Raw genomic sequence first — 15401 nt, 5'->3', positions numbered from 1 at the left:
GTCAAGTGTGAAATAACAGCCGCTTATATAGGCTGGCTACTTATTCTATTTACCAAACATAGCTTAATTACACAAACTGACAAAGTAGGTATTTGTAGTTGACTAGGTTGTGTTATGAGCAAAACGATTCCAGTATCCTGAAGTCGCGGCTATAGCAATCCTATTTTATTTGTGAAAATCTAGGGGCTTCAGATCCCCGACTTCTTCGAGAAGTCGGGGATCTTGTTGTTCACGAATGATTTAGGACTACTATATAACGCAACAAGGTTTTAAAGCATTGTGTGAATAAAATTTGCTATTATACAAGCGTTTGCGTAGCGTCCCGCAGAGAAGTCTACCTTCGTGGAAAGCGTGCAAAATGAAGGGCTTGCTAACCCACGGAGGTGGGTTTTGCCTGTGTAGCCGCGAATTATATTCGCTAGGACGAGTCATAAATTAGACTTTACAAATATTCTTTAAGGGCTTGCTTAGTAAGCGGCTATCTCAGCACCAGCATCAATGATAGGTGTCTTACCAGTGTTATCGTGGTTACAGACAAGAAGCATTGTGGTTGGCTCATTTAAGTTAGCGACTGTAACCCCACTGATTGTAGATGCCAGAGATGCACCCTGTTGTGTTCCAACGACGGCTACGTGTTCAGAAAGAATCTGACCTGTTTCTCTGGCGCGGACATAGCATCGCATGGTGTCATTCGCTCCAAAGTTTATAGCTGTCGCGGAATAATTAACTATCCACTTACCACGAGGAAGAAGAATTTCCGCTAGCCTGAGTTCCTGACCCTGAGTAATAGGCAATGAAAGACTCTGTGTTGTCTTGCCAAAGTATGCTGCGTTGATTGCTGTTGCAGGCAGTGTTAAACTGACTACCGATCCAACAATAGCTAACAAGGAACTACTTAATGCTAATGGTTTCATACTTTAATGAATTGTTGGTTAATTACATCAAGTCAATAACCTTTATCAACATTGCAATATAGTGCTAGTAGCTACTTCATATATAATTTATTTGCAAATCTACATAATTAGGGGCATTGAAACGATTGTGCAAAACTCCCCTATTTTGTTTGAAAACTTTACTTAATCGCCTAACGGCTGCAAAGCTTAATTGACTATTAAAAGAGCGCATATATCCAGCCCAGATCACTCGAAGGTATCATCAGGGGCAATGTCTATTGCAAGCCGCAGATCCCCGACTTCTTTGAGAAGTCGGGGATCTTTTTTGTTGCTGTATAACCTGCACGGATTTAATGTCGGAAAGTTTGGGTCAGCAAGTTACCCTGGGGGTAATTTCGGTTAAAATTTTAGGAATGAGAGTATCCTAGAAACTGCATATCTAACGTTTTTTTCATCAGTATATTGGGGATTAATTGGAATTACCTCACCAAATTTCAGCACAATTACCGCCCGGTAAAGCTTAGAGTATTTATATTGCTGTTCTTGGATATCAAAACGCAAAATATTTTCTAGTGGATGTTCAATAATTTGCTTACCACGCAAACTTTTACGTTCAATAAATACCTTATCGATACTCTTATAGAAGGTGCAGGTAGTTACAGGTGATGTGCCAAAATAAGCAGCGATCGCCATCATAATCAATATAAATAAACTGAAGAAAAATAAATAATTACGCTGATTCTGCTGCACTAATAGGGAAGTTTGCCCAGAGTTAATAAAATTATTGATTTTTAAGACAACTTCCTCATTCTCTTGATAGCTAATATTTGATAGCAGATCAAAGTCTCCAAATGGAGTCACAATAATAACTTGATAGCTTTTTCCTCCTTTGCTACTAGTCTTTGTCAGGATGTATGCTTCTTGAGGATCAAACATTTTAAGCTTTTCCATGCTTCCCAGCAAATTAAACCGCTTCAAGTCACAGTTAATTTGGTTTGATGAAAGGCGATCGCAAGTTAGATGAATTGAAGCAGAATTAAAAACTAAACAGTAAATCAAAAAGCCTAAACCGAAAATAAAAAAGCACCACCCGTTGAACCAATATCTGAGTGGTCGATGTTTTAGCTGCAATCTTGTACGGGTTTCCTCTACAATTTTCATCTGTGTCTGTGTATATAATACTTAAGCCCTGAGTAGAGTATTCCCCTCGTAGCGCATTAACTAATCGCCAAGTCTAAGTACTAGGGAGGATTTATGATGAATCGCTAAAAAAGCTTTGGCTAGCTGGTAGATAATTGGGGCAGAAAGCTAGAGCTAGAAGCATGGAAAGCAAACAGCTAGGAAAAACTGGTATATTTGTGAGTGCGATCGGTTTGGGTGGTATGCCCATGTCAATCTCTAATCGCCCTCCTGAATCGCAATCAATCCAAGTTATTCATCGGGCTTTGGATCTGGGTATCACATTTATTGACACTGCCGATTCTTACTGCAAAGATGAGTCAGATAAGCACCACAACGAGCGACTAATTCACAAGGCGCTTACTAGTTACAAAGGCGATGTTAGTCAAGTAATTGTGGCAACTAAAGGCGGTTTGATGCGTCCCAATGGAAACTGGACAAGCAACGGCAACCCAGAACATTTACGCGAAACAATTCGAGTTAGCTTTGAGGCGTTAGGTGGTGCTAAACCCATTGATGTTTGGCAATATCATTCGCCGGATACTAAGTACACAATCGAAGAATCCCTTGCACCTGTGAAAGAAGCAGTCGAGGCAGGTTTAATTCGATTTGTGGGAGTTTCTAACTTTTCCGTTGAACAGATTAAACGGGCGCGAGATGTCGTGGATATTGTTTCGGTGCAGAATCAATACAGCCCTTGGCAACGACAGCCAGAAAATGACGGCGTGTTGAAGTATTGCGAAGAACAAGGGTTGACGTTTTTGCCTTGGAGTCCCTTTGGTGGTAGGCGTCGTCATCAGGATTTACAAGATATCCCTGCGATCGCTAACTTAGCTAAAGAAAAAGGTGTTTCAGTATATAATATCGTCTTGGCGTGGTTGCGTTCCAAGTCGCCTGCTATTTTACCAATTCCTGGTGCTAGCAAGGTTTCTAGCATTGAAGACTCAGCACAAGCTATCAATGTGAAACTATCTGATGATGAAGTGCAAAAAATTGATCGGGCAACTTAATCATTGCAAGCGATTTTCACTTCGGTGTAATACAGTCTAAACCTCATCCCCAACCCTGATGTATCGAGATGTTTAGTCTCATCCAATACTTTGGGGTTGAATATTATAGTGAGGAAAAGCGATCGCTCTCTACATCGACTCCAACGGCGGAACCTCAAATTCATTAAACGAGCAAATATTGTAAGATGAACCTGCTAGAGCTTTCACCAGCTTGCCGTCGAAAGTCAGCAAACTAGCACATGCCTGATGTGAAAGTGCGACATACGAGCCATCGTAGGCGGAGATTCCATAATTTAATGCGATCATAACTGCATCCGCCATCAAATCAGCCGTTGAGACAACACCCAAGGGAAAAGCTTTGAGAGTAGCTAAATCTGCCTGAACCTCAGCACCAGTGTACATCCTTGCACGGACATACTTCCATAAGGCGTTAGCACACTCAATGTAAAAAAGGTCTGGAACAAACATTTCTGTCTGTGGATTGGCAAGGTGATCAAAAAGTTGGTTAACTTTGGGGGTTAGTGGATCAGAGATAAAATATTTGATGCACACACTGGTATCCACCACGCATTTAAGAGGAATGCTCATCTGTTGCGGTCTTCTCGAATCATTTCAGTACTATCAGGCAATGCGAAGTCTGCTGGATTCAGACGGCGACGCTGGCGACTTTCTTCTAGGACTTTAAGTACATTCTGTCGTTTCTGGTCTTCTGCTTGCTGTGCTTCAGTCTTCAAAGCTTGCTCTAACAGAGTGATAACTTGGGCGTTAATGGAACGGTGTTCAGATGCCGCTAACTCTTGCAGCTTTGCATACAAATCATCAGGTAAATTTCTCACATAAAGGGTAGCCATCGCTTTACCTCAAAGTAGGATTTATCCTGATGCTAGCACGATGCAAGCATGGAGAGGAGGAGCGATCGCTGGCTGCCAATTATCTACTTTTTTTTGATTTTCCTCTGGGTTGATAGTCAACGTCTCGCAGAAAGTTACCTAAATCTGAATTCCTGCTAATATCGTAGTTATTTTCGCCAAATTCCTGCTTTAATTCTTGTTTATATTTATCAATTTCTTGTGGGACAGAACTGTTAGATTTAATATATGCTTTTGCAATAAAACTTAATGATGGTTCAGACTGTTTCAATAATTTTTTAAAATATGTATGTGTGGATATAACTTGCTTTGTAGCGGTTTTCACATCACTACCTTTTAATTCTACAAAGCAGATTATTCTTTTACTCTCTTTTGCATAAAAGACAATTAAATCACAGATTTTCATACCTTCTTGCTCTAATCCTAATAGTTGACGAAATTTACAATTAGGATTTGACTGATTATCTATAAGAAAAAAAAGAATTGTTTCACCGCTAGATGGTTTTATATTTATCTCTACTCCGTTTTCTGTATAACTTGTTTTTCCTGGTAGCAAACAACTCGATAACAATAAATTATTTAAAGGCATTTTTAAATCACTCCTTAGCTTAAGAGTGACTATGGGAATATATGGGAAATATCATCAGATACATCACCAAATGTACCCCAATCTATACGCCCTTCTTCATTTAAAATATTTTTAGTTATACCATCTTCAAACAGATATACAGAGACTTTCTCTTGAGGAATAAAAGCTTCTATCCGTTCTAAATAAAATTTATTTTTTAGACTTTCTTTATCTTTATATTTAGCAGCTTTCATCAAATTCGATAGATGATCCAAAATATAAGGACTATGAGTTGTAATTAATACTTTTAGACCAGCTTGGACTAACATTGCTAAAAATTCAGTAATTGCTATTTGTGCTGATGGGTGTAAATTCATTTCTGGTTCATCAATAATCAGCAACTCATCCGGTTCAGCCAGATAGCGTAAGCAAAGAACTAAAGGTGCTAGCTCTTTAACCATAGATGAAACAATTGTCATTTCCAATTTGATTTTTTCTGAGGGCTGAAAAAGTATTTCATTTTCTAATCCAGGCTCATTAAAATCTATTTTACCTTGCAAAATTTGTTTTTCTAATAATTCTGCTAATTCAGCATAAATGGCAATTTCTGGTCTTTTCTGAATTTCTTCTTGTCTTTTATCTGTTGTATTTATATATGCATTTGCTAATATTTCTATTAAACTTTGTACTGGCTCACTTGGTTTTTTGCTTTTTGGTTGATCAAAACGTTCAGATATTATTGTTTTTATATCATCAACATTAGAGGTTTCATCAAAATTATCAAAATCTAAGTTTTCGAGTTTTATTATTTCTTTCTTAATAGAAAAAGGAAAAGTTATAAAAGTAGTTCTCTCTGTAGGAAATATATAAACATACGAATAAAAAGACCTATGAAGTATTTGAAAAACCTCTTGAAGTAGAAGTTCTTTAAATAACCTTATAGGAATTTCTTTCAAAATGCTACCTTCGGAAATTATGTTAAAATAAATATTATTTTCACCAACTTCCTTTAATATATTTAAATAGTTTTTACCTTGTGAGCCAAAAGAAATTTGCCTTTCTAAACTATATTTTTTAATATTTTCAAGTATTTCTTGTTTTACCGTAGCTAAATCAAAGCTTATCTTCATTGATTTAAAATCACTACGTTCAGTACTCAAAAATCTTTTCATCCAACTAGGAGATGACTTAGCAACATCATTAATATATGCCTCGGCATACTCTTCAGCAAACTTAATTAAGTCAATATGAACATTTCCTTCTTGCAAAAATTGCTCAATAGCATTATCTATAACCCGATATTTCTGCAGAGTTTTGCCATTTATGTAACTTTTCCAATACCTATCAAATCCATGTTTACCCAATATAGATGCTAAAGTATATGCGGCCCAAGTTTTTCCAGTGCCATTTCTTCCAATAAAAACAGTAAGAGGTTTTAAGTCAATTTCAAGTTCTTCGATAACACCTAAGTTATGAATTTCTACTTTCATGGCACCATTTTATTTTAATTACTTAAGGTTAATTTTTTCTATATATACTCAAATAAAGCTACCACGCTTTGTAAATTCAGCAAATCATAATTTGTTGCTGAATGACATATCTGAATCCTAATACCTTGAATGATAATAGCGCTATCTTTAGCTTTACTGTTATATGCAATATAAATTTGATTCACTCTCATAAACTGGAATCTCTTAGTCAGAGAGTTTATCTGTAATGCATCATACATAAATCTTTCAACGGAGAGGGGGAGATTCGAACTCCCGGAGGTTTTAGCCTCATCCGATTTCAAGTCGGACGCAATCGACCACTCTGCCACCTCTCCAGTAAATCTGTCAAACTTGTGCATATCCTACTTTCAGACGCTATTCAGGCGCTTTTGTTGGTTAGCACTAAACTTGACAGATAATACTATACCCTATTATCTACGCAGATTGCACTACTGGATGCGAATGTCTACGATACAATACGCGATCGCTCATACAAAATTTCCCCCTTAGCGACCTGAAAGTCATTCCCCACCCAAACTAGGGAAACTTGCGAAACCACACCTGCCTCTAGGGTGACAATGGAAAAGTTACGCAGCTTCTCGCCATCATTTTCCACAATCCTGGGGACACTAGCCGCATTTAAGTAAATTGTCCCCTCTGGACTTCTAAAGATGGGCTTGCGCTGCACCTTCTTGGTATGGCGTAAATCTCGGTGCATGTGACCAAATGTTACCAGAGGAATGGTTTTACCAGCAGTCAAGGCTTGAGAAATCGCCTCGCCCAAATCTGGATCGCCAAAGTCGCCGCCAATTGGGTGCCAGTCTTTGCCGCAGGGGTCTTCGGGGCGATCGCCTAACCCACTAGGGCCGTTGTGACCCAAAAATATAATCGTCTCGTAAGCGGCGCTTTTAACTGCTTTCACGATGCGATCGGCGGATTCTTCCAAACTCGTCACACCGTAACGTTCTTTACAGATTTCCGCGAATTTCCACTCCGGGCCACCCCAGGTAAAGGGACGACCCCCCACTACAGTTAAATTCCAAGCGGGAAAATCCAACTTACCGTAACCAACATGGGACGAACCTAATAAATCGAGTTGTTCCTGTACCCAGTCTTCCTTAGAGCGATCATAAGGAGCCTTTTTACGTCCCCATTCGGTGGCGGTGTACCAGGCATCGTGGTTGCCCATCACGGCTGCTTTGGGAATATCGAGAGATGCGATCGCTCTGACCACTTCCACCGATTCATTGCCAAAATCCCCGACAAACAGCACTAAGTCAACACCCAAATGCTTGAGTGCAACGCCATCTTCCACTTCCCATTGGTCGTGAATATCTCCAACTACAGCAATTTTGAGGTTTATCGATTGAGTTTCTTGACTGGTCATGCCACTTTCCTTGCCGTCTATCTCCAGGATATGAAACTCAGCCCGATTTGGACACAACCCCAAAATATCAACCGTCCACTATTTTTGGTAAAAACTACTATAATTGAATCCACAGGACATACATTTGCAACATAAAGCACCCCTAAACTGTGTTTACCACTGCACTAGCTCAACGAGAAAACACCCAACTGGGTGAACTACCACTAGATTTGTTTGCCGCGATTCAGAGTCTCAAAAAAGAACTCAACGCCGTTATCCTGGCGCATTATTATCAAGAGCCAGATATTCAGGATATTGCAGACTTTATTGGGGATTCATTACAACTAGCAAGAGCCGCCGAAAAAACCAATGCGGATGTGATTGTCTTTGCTGGTGTTCACTTCATGGCAGAAACAGCAAAGATACTTAATCCCGATAAATTAGTACTTTTACCAGATTTGGCTGCTGGTTGTTCTTTAGCAGACAGTTGTCCACCAGAGGAGTTTGCAGCTTTTAAAGCAGCACATCCAGATCATTTGGTGGTATCTTACATCAACTGCTCTGCTGATATCAAGGCGATGAGCGATATTATTTGTACTAGCTCCAACGCTGTGAAAATTGTCCAGCAGATACCAAAGGAACAGCCGATTATTTTTGCCCCAGATCGGAATTTGGGGCGGTATGTGATGGAACAGACGGGACGAGATTTGGTGCTATGGCAAGGTAGCTGTGTTGTCCATGAAACCTTCTCAGAAAAGAAAATTGTCCAGTTAAAAATTGCCTATCCCGAAGCAGAGGCGATCGCACATCCAGAATGTGAAAGTAGTGTATTACGCCACGCCAGTTTTATTGGCTCCACAGCCGCCTTACTCAAGTATTGTCAAAACAGCCCCACCAAAGAATTTATCGTTGCGACAGAGGCGGGAATCATTCACCAAATGCAAAAACTAGCTCCTGACAAGCATTTTATTCCTGCACCGCCGATGAATAACTGCGCTTGTAACGAATGTCCATTTATGCGGTTAAATACCCTAGAAAAGCTCTACTGGGCAATGAAAAATCGTACTCCCGAAATTACCATGTCAGAGGATATTCGCCTTGCTGCACTGCGACCAATGCAACGAATGCTGGAGATGAGCGTGTAACCAGTATTTTTTCTCAGATGGTAGAGACGCAGTTTTGTTGCGATCTCTACCCGCAAGTTGTTTTTTCTAATAACTTGCAATTTCTAAAATATGGTGCTAAGATTTTAAATCGTGAGACAAATCGGGTCGGTGTCCGAGTGGTTAATGGAGACGGACTGTAAATCCGTTGGCTAGCGCCTACGCTGGTTCAAATCCAGCCCGGCCCACCACTTACGAAGTTATAAGTTATAATGACTGGGTTAAGAGCAAAGCTCCCAGCATTGTAACTTACAACTAAAAAAACAAAGTTATATTTGCCCGTGTGGCTCAGTGGTAGAGCACACCCTTGGTAAGGGTGAGGTCACGAGTTCAATCCTCGTCACGGGCTTTTTAAATTTGCAAAAAAATAATCAACGTAAAACTAACGCTTTTAACCTTCTGAAGTAATTCAAATATTGAAAAGCTAAGTTTTTTACCTGTATTTGTAGCTATTCTGACTATGATTTGGCTATCATGACAGAATTGTTAGGTATCAGCTTGTTTTTTGGCTATCATCATGAATTGTTAACTGCCCTTCTACTTTTCCATAAGCCTTCTTCACCCAATACCCTCTAGGTGGCTTTTCTACCCCATAAACCTTACACCATTTTTCTACAGCCTTATCAGACACGCCAAAATCTCTGCCAATTTGTGCAGTTGGCTTTTCCCAAACTAGTTTTTCTAGTTCTTCTTTCAATGGTCTTTCTACTTTTCTAGTATGAATTCTAGAGTCTGGATTAACCTTTCTGGTTGTTAAATCAACGCCGAACTCCTTGTACGTTCGCTTAAATGCTACTTCAGTTAAATCTGTAAAATCTTCCCACCAGTAGAAAGGATTGGGTGATTTAGGCGGCGTTGTCCTGATACCGCAACCGCCAAACTTGATTGATGGATACACTACTTTGTTTATATCTGGCAAATAAAGACCATAGAAATCAAAGTCATCAGATTTGTACTTTTTCTCATGACAACCATTCTTGTCTGCCCAATTGCTTTTATTTTTCAGTGTGCCATCACAACTGTATTTAGCTTGAATTCTGTAACATTTGCCATCTTTGTAGGCAATCAAATCAAAGGGTGCATGTTCAGTTACTACTGGTACAAAAACCGAATATTCTTTCTCGACTAAATCTGCTATCACTTTAGCAGCTGCTAGATCGCCCTTATCTTTTGTATGGTGCATTTATATGAACTCTTAAGCCTATTTGATAAATTACCATAAAAAGACTTCTTTAAGGTTCGTATTAAGTTAAAACGAGCGCGGCAGGGTTCGAACCTGCGACCAACGGATTAGAAATCCGTGGCTCTATCCACTGAGCTACGCGCCCAAAACAAAATTATGGCTCCCAAAAGAGTCATCTAAACCATTATATCGTTTCGACGTAACAAGAAGCAATCGAAAATTGCAGATTTACCATTAGCAAGGCTAAGATGCTAGTCGCTAGTTAGTTAATCTACACCGAAAACGAAACAGATGGAGTATTGGTTTAGATATATTAAGTTGTCAAAGGGTTATTTGCCTGTTAACGCCACCGTCCTCTGGGCGGCTACCTTCGGGAAGGAAGTGGCGATCACTAGGCTCATTTCCACAGTATGCTAGGTAATTTCAGCCTTGGCGATGCTGCCAAATGCCATTATATATTCCATATTAAGAGTGCCCCTGTGAGGAGTTATTTGCTAGTGCCATGTTTATTCTCAAACGGCAGGATGTTGAAATATCAAGCATTCAGCACCCAAAAAAGGATCAGCAGGTGCCGATTCTCAGTTATCAAGGGCAGACTTTTCGCTTGATTAGCGTATTCAAAGCTAGTCAAGAGGAAGAAGCTAGAGCCTTATGGAGAGAATTAACGGATAACCGAGGTAAAGCCTGTGTTTTACTGGAAGAACCCGAACGCTTTAGTGTTTGGGGTAAAATCCGTTTAGAGCAACTGGATGGTGACACAGGTAGTCATGGCAAAACGGCGATTTTAATCCAAGCCAGTATTTTGCTGTTGCAGGGTGTTTCTATCGACATTGAAGAGTTTTTAGGTGCTAGGCAAGCTGCATTATTTGAAAAAGATATTGCCGAAGTGTTCAAGCAGAAACAATTTCCCCAAGTATCTTCTTTAGAAGCAGTTAAATATTTGGTATCTACTAATCCGTTACCGACAGCCAAAATACCTGATTGGCAAGAAAATCATGTAGTGATTTTGTTACAAGAACTGCATCGATTAGGAAAGGGCTATTTTGGCAACGCTAATTTTACCAAACAAGTCATTTATAAGCTAGAAGATATGCCGGAAGCCGAGCGATCGCTGTTTCTCAGTTGGCTAAATCAATCCCCACTGGGTAAACTATGGCAGTAACAAAATTCTTACCAATGGCACTTGCTTTTGGTGTCCGATTGTGCGTTGTTTAGCAGACACATTGCTAGATATACAGTCCTTTAACTCAAAATACTGCCAGAGTTCATCTACATAGTCAAGTTTTATGAATAACTCTTACGAGAATTCGTTCCTTTCTAAATCAATTTTCACCACTCAGAACATTGTCTTAGCTAATATTGGCTGGGCCGTACTGGCACTGCTATACTTTTTGTTGTTTAGTGCCAAAGTTCCGGGAGCAAATGGCATAGAAAGCCGAGCCGAGTGGTATGTGATTGGCACAAATATTTTTGAAGCTTTAGCTTATTTGGCTGCCGGTATCTTATGCTTGAGGAACTGGCTGAGTCCGCAAATCGTCAGTGGTCGAAATGTTTGGCTCTTGATTGGCTTAGGTATGCTTTCCTATTTCGTCGGGGGGATAATTTTCGGCTATACGGAAATAGTTTTAAAAGATGAACCGGATGTGTCTGTAGGCGATATATTTTTTGTACTGACTTATCTATTACTTGGCGCAGGCATGATTTTAGCTGTGGCTTCCAGGCGAATCAATCTGGAAAAATGGCAGTGGCTAATTGTGTTAGCAATTGCAGTTTTCGGTAGTTTGTTAGCATGGTGGATTTCTATGCAACAGGAAAAACCCTCAGAACTACTAGTCGCTATTTTGAATTGGTTTTACGTAGTTAGCGATGTGGTTCTGTTAATTATTGCTACCACTCTGTTACTAGCCTTTTGGGGGGGAAGAGTTTCCCAATCTTGGCGAATGATTGCAGCTGCGGCCTTTTCGCTTTACATTGCAGATATGTGGTTTAAATATGCCCAAGGCCCCAATTATCAAAGTGGAGAGATATTAGAAGTGTTTTGGGTTTTTAGTGGAGTGTTATTTGGTATGGGCGCTGTCTTAGAATATGACGCATCACTAAGACGAACGCGCCGTACCAGTGGACGAAAACGAGCTTAGTAAAGATTTTGGTATCTACCGTGAGAAAATTAACAGATTCTGACAAACAAGAAATTCTTAAGTTATATCGAGAGACTGCCGAAACAACCTCAACTTTGGCAGACCGCTATGGTGTGAGCAATTCGACAATTAGTCGCCTGCTCAAAAGCACTTTGCCAGAAGATGAGTATGAATACTTAGTCTCCCTAAAGCGGGCTGCGAGAACTCCTGAGGGTAGGGCGCAGGTAAACTACGAGCAGTTACCTCTGCTGACTCAACCAGAGCCGGAAATAGAAGTTCCACCCATCGAAACCCCACCTGTGGAAGTGCCAAAGGTTGAGCCGCAGCCACGTCGGGTAATTCATGTAGAGCAGGAACTTTACTCTGAGGAAACGGCTGAGTCACTCGCTGCTAGTAGACGGGTGCGGCGACGCCCCTCGGCGACGGAAAAACCAAAGCTCCGAGTTACAGAGAAATTAGAAACTCCAGAACCAAAGCCGCCGGAAATAGTCAGCATTCCCATCCCACCGCTAAAGAATGAGCATCCAGGAGCGGCTGTCATCGCGCAGATGCTGGGCGAAGATTTGCTAGACGAATCAGAGGATTTGGATGATTTAGATGATGATGATTTAGATGATGATGACTTTGAGGAAGAAGACTTTGATGATGATGACCTGGATGACCAAAGACCGTTAGTCACAAAACGAAGACCAGGTGAAGCATCAGTTCAAGTTTTACCTCTGTCGATAGCCAATTTGCCAAAAACTTGCTATTTAGTAATTGACCGTTCTTCGGAATTAATTACTCGACCTCTTAAAGACTTTGGTGATTTGGGGCAAATTCCCAGCCTGGAAACCCAGCAAAGAACTCTGCCAGTGTTTGATAACCATCGCGTCGCCAAGCGTTTTTCTACGAAACGCGATCGCGTGATTAAAGTTCCTGATAGTAAAATGCTCCATAAGACTCGGACTCATTTGCAAGCTAAGGGCATCACCCGACTACTGATTGATGGTCAGGTCTACTCGTTGTCTACGACGGTTTAGAGGTCATGGAGACACCTGCTGGCTATGGTGTGGTATTGGTGACAGCTGGCAACATGCAGGAGGCAGAAGCAATTGCAAATGCCCTTGTGGAGGCTAAACTTGCTGCTTGTGTAAGTCTGTTACCAATCCACTCAATTTACACCTGGCAAGGAGAACTGCATAAAGAGCAAGAATGGCAATTAGTAATTAAAACTGATTTGGCGCAATTTTCGGCAATAGAAGCCAAAATTAAGGAATTGCACTCTTATGAAGTCCCAGAAATTATTGCTTTACCAATTGTTGCCGGTTCTCAAGCCTACTTACAGTGGATTTTTCAGCAAGTTAAAAGTAAAGAGTGAGGAGTGAGGATTTTCATAACTCCTCACTCTTTGTATAATTTAAAATTACAAACTAGTGGTCTATCAAGCCAACAATGTTTGGTAAATCAAATTTTTATTTCTCTCTTTCCCGTCTTCCTTTGCGTCCTTTGTGGTTCGTTCCTTTACTCTTCAAACTTCGCTTGACAGAGTACTAACTGTAAACAGCCCTTGCAAAACGCTCTGCCAAGTAAATAATGTCTTGTCTACGAGCAATTTGATTTATCCATTGTTTAGGAATATTTTCCACACCGTAGTAAATTCCCGCTAATCCACCAGTGACGGCGGCAGTAGTATCGGTATCTCCGCCTAAGTTGACAGCTTTCAGTACCGCTTCAGAATAAGACGAGCTATTTAATAAACACCACAGGGATGATTCTAAGGTATCAATCACATAGCCACCAGAATTAATCTCTTCTACTGGTACCTTGGCAATCTCACCACTCAAAACTCTGCCAAAATGCGGCTTCTCTAATAAAAATTCTCGGACAGAATAAATTGGTTGGATATCTTGCAATCCTTGTAGATAAGCTGTCTGGAGGTCAGCCCCTTCCAAGAGTGCCACTGCAATACTAATATAAATGCCACAGGCCATTTGCGATCGCGCATGAGCATGGGTAATCGCCGAAACATCATGCACCCGCGCTAGCAATTCGCCTAAAGTAAAGTTTCTGTGACAATAAGCCATCGGCAAGATTCTCATCAGCGAACCATTGCCATTACTATTTTCAACCTTACCACCCGCCTGATGGGGAACAACTCCCTGCTTCAGGCGCATAATTGCTGTGTGAGTAGTTTGACCAATATCAAAGACATCGCCACGGGGAGTCCAGTAAGCCTCTTTGTACCAACGCCAAAAGGAATTGGCTATAGCATCCAACGAATACCCCCTACAAAGGCATTCTGCCAAGCAAAAGCTTAATGAACTATCATCTGACCAAGTTCCTAGTGGTTGATTCCATGTGCCATAGCCCTGCATCGTTGTCACTGGAGATTTTACTCGTTCAGCGCGGCTAGTAAACTCCACCGGCACACCCAACGCATCACCGACACATAAACCCATCAAACCAGACAACGTTTTTGTAGCGGTTAGCATTATTCAATCTCCACAATAATTGCTCAAAATTAACTTTATAGATTCCCTCTATTGCTTGTTGCAACGGATGCTACAGCCTATTTTCTATTATCTGTGAAAAGCTCGGCAAAAAATTGTTAATTAGGTATTTTATTTACCATTTCCCGACTTAGTTTTAGTTCCAAATATTGTGCCAGTTTTAAAAGCGTCTGTTTTTGGAACAAAGGAGCCAAATGAAAAGACATTGAATGTAATTATAACAGCTTATTTATAATTTTTAAGGATGGTTAACCTGGAAAATTTATAAATAAATGGCAACATTGATCTAATAAAAACTAGAAAACATTTGGAACATTTTTACACAGCTTTCGACTTGGAATATACAAGTAAAAAATACAAAATTTGGTAAAAATTATGAGGCGCTTACTAAAGTCTTTCATGACAATTTCTGCATTATCTTCTTTAATAATTTCTCCTCTTGTTCTCTCAGCTGGTCAAGCTTCTGCTGAAACCAAAAAAGGTACTGATGCTAGTTATATTGGTGCTGGTGTTGCAGCTGGTGTTACTAGTGGTGGACAAGGTATTAACGATGATGCGACATTTGGTGGTAATGTCACAGGTCGCGTGAAATTAGGAACTACGCCATTTTCTGCACGCGGTAATGTCCTTTGGAGTGATAAGACAAGTGCTATTATTCCAGAACTTTCTGTGGATGTGCCTATCGCTAATAGAACTAATGCCTATTTAACTGGTGGTTATTCTTTTGTAGAAAAAGATGGCTCACCAACTCCTATAGGTAACAAAGATTCCGTTGTGGTAGGTGCTGGTGTTGAATCGGAAGTTGCTAACAATTTCCTCGTCTACACTAACGCCAAAGTAGGAATTGGTGCTTATCAAAATAGTGATACTCCTGCTGTTAGCATTAATGGTGGTCTTGGTTATCGCTTCAAATAAAAGATTATTGAGTCCTCAGTCAGTTTATACTGTACTTAAGTACTCAGGACTCAGCACTTAAAACTCACTACTTCAAAAAGCTGGTTTTGTTAAGTGTTACATCACTGACAAAGCCTGCTTTTGCCGTGGTAAAAT

Annotated in this window: 16 protein-coding genes and 4 tRNA genes; 9 read left to right on the top strand and 11 right to left on the bottom strand. The window is 40.4% G+C overall.

The features are described 5' to 3' along the window. Nucleotides 1-467: 467 nt before the first annotated feature. Nucleotides 468-914, bottom strand: a complete 447-nt coding sequence (locus RMZ43_RS22135; protein ID WP_322655747.1) for a hypothetical protein — start codon at nt 912-914, stop codon at nt 468-470. 378 nt (nt 915-1292) lie between these two features. Then, nucleotides 1293-2054, bottom strand: a complete 762-nt coding sequence (locus tag RMZ43_RS22130; protein WP_322655746.1) for a hypothetical protein — start codon at nt 2052-2054, stop codon at nt 1293-1295. A gap of 161 nt (nt 2055-2215) precedes the next feature. Here RMZ43_RS22130 and RMZ43_RS22125 point away from each other — a divergent pair, with 161 nt between their 5' ends. Continuing rightward, complete coding sequence (locus RMZ43_RS22125; protein ID WP_322647005.1) at nt 2216-3082, top strand: aldo/keto reductase; 867 nt, start codon at nt 2216-2218, stop codon at nt 3080-3082. Between the two features lie 129 nt (nt 3083-3211). Here RMZ43_RS22125 and RMZ43_RS22120 read toward each other — a convergent pair whose 3' ends face one another. The 6 genes from RMZ43_RS22120 to RMZ43_RS22095 form a co-directional block, all read right to left on the bottom strand. Next, a complete protein-coding gene (locus tag RMZ43_RS22120) occupies nt 3212-3670 on the bottom strand; it encodes a type II toxin-antitoxin system VapC family toxin (protein ID WP_322647006.1) in 459 nt (152 codons plus the stop codon). Further along, on the bottom strand, nt 3667-3933 hold the full coding sequence (locus tag RMZ43_RS22115) for a FitA-like ribbon-helix-helix domain-containing protein (RefSeq protein ID WP_322647007.1): 267 nt from the start codon (nt 3931-3933) through the stop codon (nt 3667-3669). Before RMZ43_RS22115 ends, RMZ43_RS22120 begins: the two co-directional genes overlap by 4 nt. A 79-nt stretch (nt 3934-4012) precedes the next feature. Beyond that, on the bottom strand, nt 4013-4540 hold the full coding sequence (locus tag RMZ43_RS22110; protein WP_322647008.1) for a hypothetical protein: 528 nt from the start codon (nt 4538-4540) through the stop codon (nt 4013-4015). A 29-nt stretch (nt 4541-4569) separates the two neighbouring features. Next, entirely contained in the window at nt 4570-6009 is a 1440-nt protein-coding gene (locus RMZ43_RS22105) for an AAA family ATPase (RefSeq protein ID WP_322655745.1), read from the bottom strand. A 250-nt stretch (nt 6010-6259) separates the two neighbouring features. Then, nucleotides 6260-6344 (bottom strand) — tRNA-Ser (locus tag RMZ43_RS22100). A gap of 131 nt (nt 6345-6475) precedes the next feature. After that, nucleotides 6476-7396, bottom strand: a complete 921-nt coding sequence (locus RMZ43_RS22095) for a TIGR04168 family protein (RefSeq protein ID WP_322655744.1) — start codon at nt 7394-7396, stop codon at nt 6476-6478. A 149-nt stretch (nt 7397-7545) separates the two neighbouring features. Here RMZ43_RS22095 and nadA point away from each other — a divergent pair, with 149 nt between their 5' ends. The 3 genes from nadA to RMZ43_RS22080 all read left to right on the top strand — a co-directional run bounded on the left by nadA (nt 7546) and on the right by RMZ43_RS22080 (nt 8887). Continuing rightward, complete coding sequence (gene nadA, locus RMZ43_RS22090) at nt 7546-8520, top strand: quinolinate synthase NadA (protein ID WP_322655743.1); 975 nt, start codon at nt 7546-7548, stop codon at nt 8518-8520. 123 nt (nt 8521-8643) lie between these two features. Next, nucleotides 8644-8729, top strand: a tRNA-Tyr gene (locus RMZ43_RS22085). Between the two features lie 86 nt (nt 8730-8815). Next, nucleotides 8816-8887: transfer RNA gene (locus tag RMZ43_RS22080), tRNA-Thr, on the top strand. Nucleotides 8888-9031: 144 nt separating this feature from the next. Here the strand turns inward: RMZ43_RS22080 and RMZ43_RS22075 are convergent. Continuing rightward, complete coding sequence (locus RMZ43_RS22075; RefSeq protein ID WP_322655742.1) at nt 9032-9721, bottom strand: group I intron-associated PD-(D/E)XK endonuclease; 690 nt, start codon at nt 9719-9721, stop codon at nt 9032-9034. A gap of 72 nt (nt 9722-9793) precedes the next feature. Further along, nucleotides 9794-9866: transfer RNA gene (locus tag RMZ43_RS22070), tRNA-Arg, on the bottom strand. A gap of 357 nt (nt 9867-10223) precedes the next feature. Here RMZ43_RS22070 and RMZ43_RS22065 point away from each other — a divergent pair. The 4 genes from RMZ43_RS22065 to cutA all read left to right on the top strand — a co-directional run bounded on the left by RMZ43_RS22065 (nt 10224) and on the right by cutA (nt 13219). Further along, on the top strand, nt 10224-10883 hold the full coding sequence (locus RMZ43_RS22065; protein ID WP_322655741.1) for an Npun_F0813 family protein: 660 nt from the start codon (nt 10224-10226) through the stop codon (nt 10881-10883). A 124-nt stretch (nt 10884-11007) separates the two neighbouring features. Next, nucleotides 11008-11859 (top strand): hypothetical protein, encoded by an 852-nt coding sequence (locus tag RMZ43_RS22060; RefSeq protein ID WP_322647014.1) that lies wholly within the window; start codon nt 11008-11010, stop codon nt 11857-11859. A 20-nt stretch (nt 11860-11879) separates the two neighbouring features. Further along, a complete protein-coding gene (locus RMZ43_RS22055) occupies nt 11880-12881 on the top strand; it encodes a transposase (RefSeq protein WP_322647015.1) in 1002 nt (333 codons plus the stop codon). Between the two features lie 5 nt (nt 12882-12886). Beyond that, the gene (gene cutA, locus RMZ43_RS22050) at nt 12887-13219 is read left to right on the top strand and encodes a divalent-cation tolerance protein CutA (protein WP_322655740.1); all 333 of its coding nucleotides are present in this window, start codon (nt 12887-12889) and stop codon (nt 13217-13219) included. Nucleotides 13220-13391: 172 nt separating this feature from the next. Here cutA and RMZ43_RS22045 read toward each other — a convergent pair whose 3' ends face one another. After that, entirely contained in the window at nt 13392-14333 is a 942-nt protein-coding gene (locus tag RMZ43_RS22045) for an ADP-ribosylglycohydrolase family protein (protein ID WP_322647017.1), read from the bottom strand. A gap of 393 nt (nt 14334-14726) precedes the next feature. Here RMZ43_RS22045 and RMZ43_RS22040 point away from each other — a divergent pair, with 393 nt between their 5' ends. Then, nucleotides 14727-15266: a hypothetical protein gene (locus RMZ43_RS22040; protein WP_322647018.1), complete on the top strand. Its 540-nt coding sequence runs from the start codon at nt 14727-14729 to the stop codon at nt 15264-15266. The last annotated feature ends 135 nt before the right edge of the window (nt 15267-15401 follow it).

This window comes from Nostoc sp. CmiVER01, assembly GCF_034531135.2.
Lineage (GTDB): Bacteria > Cyanobacteriota > Cyanobacteriia > Cyanobacteriales > Nostocaceae > Nostoc.
This window is presented reverse-complemented; position numbering and strand designations above follow the sequence as displayed.

What these genes read in the sequence shown, in the direction of transcription:
- RMZ43_RS22130 (WP_322655746.1), bottom strand. Translation starts at nt 2,054, where the DNA reads ATGAAAATTGTAGAGGAAACCCGTACAAGATTGCAGCTAAAACATCGA.
- RMZ43_RS22115 (WP_322647007.1), bottom strand. Translation starts at nt 3,933, where the DNA reads ATGGCTACCCTTTATGTGAGAAATTTACCTGATGATTTGTATGCAAAG.
- RMZ43_RS22075 (WP_322655742.1), bottom strand. Translation starts at nt 9,721, where the DNA reads ATGCACCATACAAAAGATAAGGGCGATCTAGCAGCTGCTAAAGTGATA.
- RMZ43_RS22120 (WP_322647006.1), bottom strand. Translation starts at nt 3,670, where the DNA reads ATGAGCATTCCTCTTAAATGCGTGGTGGATACCAGTGTGTGCATCAAA.
- cutA (WP_322655740.1), top strand. Translation starts at nt 12,887, where the DNA reads ATGGAGACACCTGCTGGCTATGGTGTGGTATTGGTGACAGCTGGCAAC.
- RMZ43_RS22045 (WP_322647017.1), bottom strand. Translation starts at nt 14,333, where the DNA reads ATGCTAACCGCTACAAAAACGTTGTCTGGTTTGATGGGTTTATGTGTC.
- RMZ43_RS22110 (WP_322647008.1), bottom strand. Translation starts at nt 4,540, where the DNA reads ATGCCTTTAAATAATTTATTGTTATCGAGTTGTTTGCTACCAGGAAAA.
- RMZ43_RS22065 (WP_322655741.1), top strand. Translation starts at nt 10,224, where the DNA reads ATGTTTATTCTCAAACGGCAGGATGTTGAAATATCAAGCATTCAGCAC.
- RMZ43_RS22105 (WP_322655745.1), bottom strand. Translation starts at nt 6,009, where the DNA reads ATGAAAGTAGAAATTCATAACTTAGGTGTTATCGAAGAACTTGAAATT.
- RMZ43_RS22125 (WP_322647005.1), top strand. Translation starts at nt 2,216, where the DNA reads ATGGAAAGCAAACAGCTAGGAAAAACTGGTATATTTGTGAGTGCGATC.
- RMZ43_RS22135 (WP_322655747.1), bottom strand. Translation starts at nt 914, where the DNA reads ATGAAACCATTAGCATTAAGTAGTTCCTTGTTAGCTATTGTTGGATCG.
- RMZ43_RS22060 (WP_322647014.1), top strand. Translation starts at nt 11,008, where the DNA reads ATGAATAACTCTTACGAGAATTCGTTCCTTTCTAAATCAATTTTCACC.
- RMZ43_RS22095 (WP_322655744.1), bottom strand. Translation starts at nt 7,396, where the DNA reads ATGACCAGTCAAGAAACTCAATCGATAAACCTCAAAATTGCTGTAGTT.
- RMZ43_RS22040 (WP_322647018.1), top strand. Translation starts at nt 14,727, where the DNA reads ATGAGGCGCTTACTAAAGTCTTTCATGACAATTTCTGCATTATCTTCT.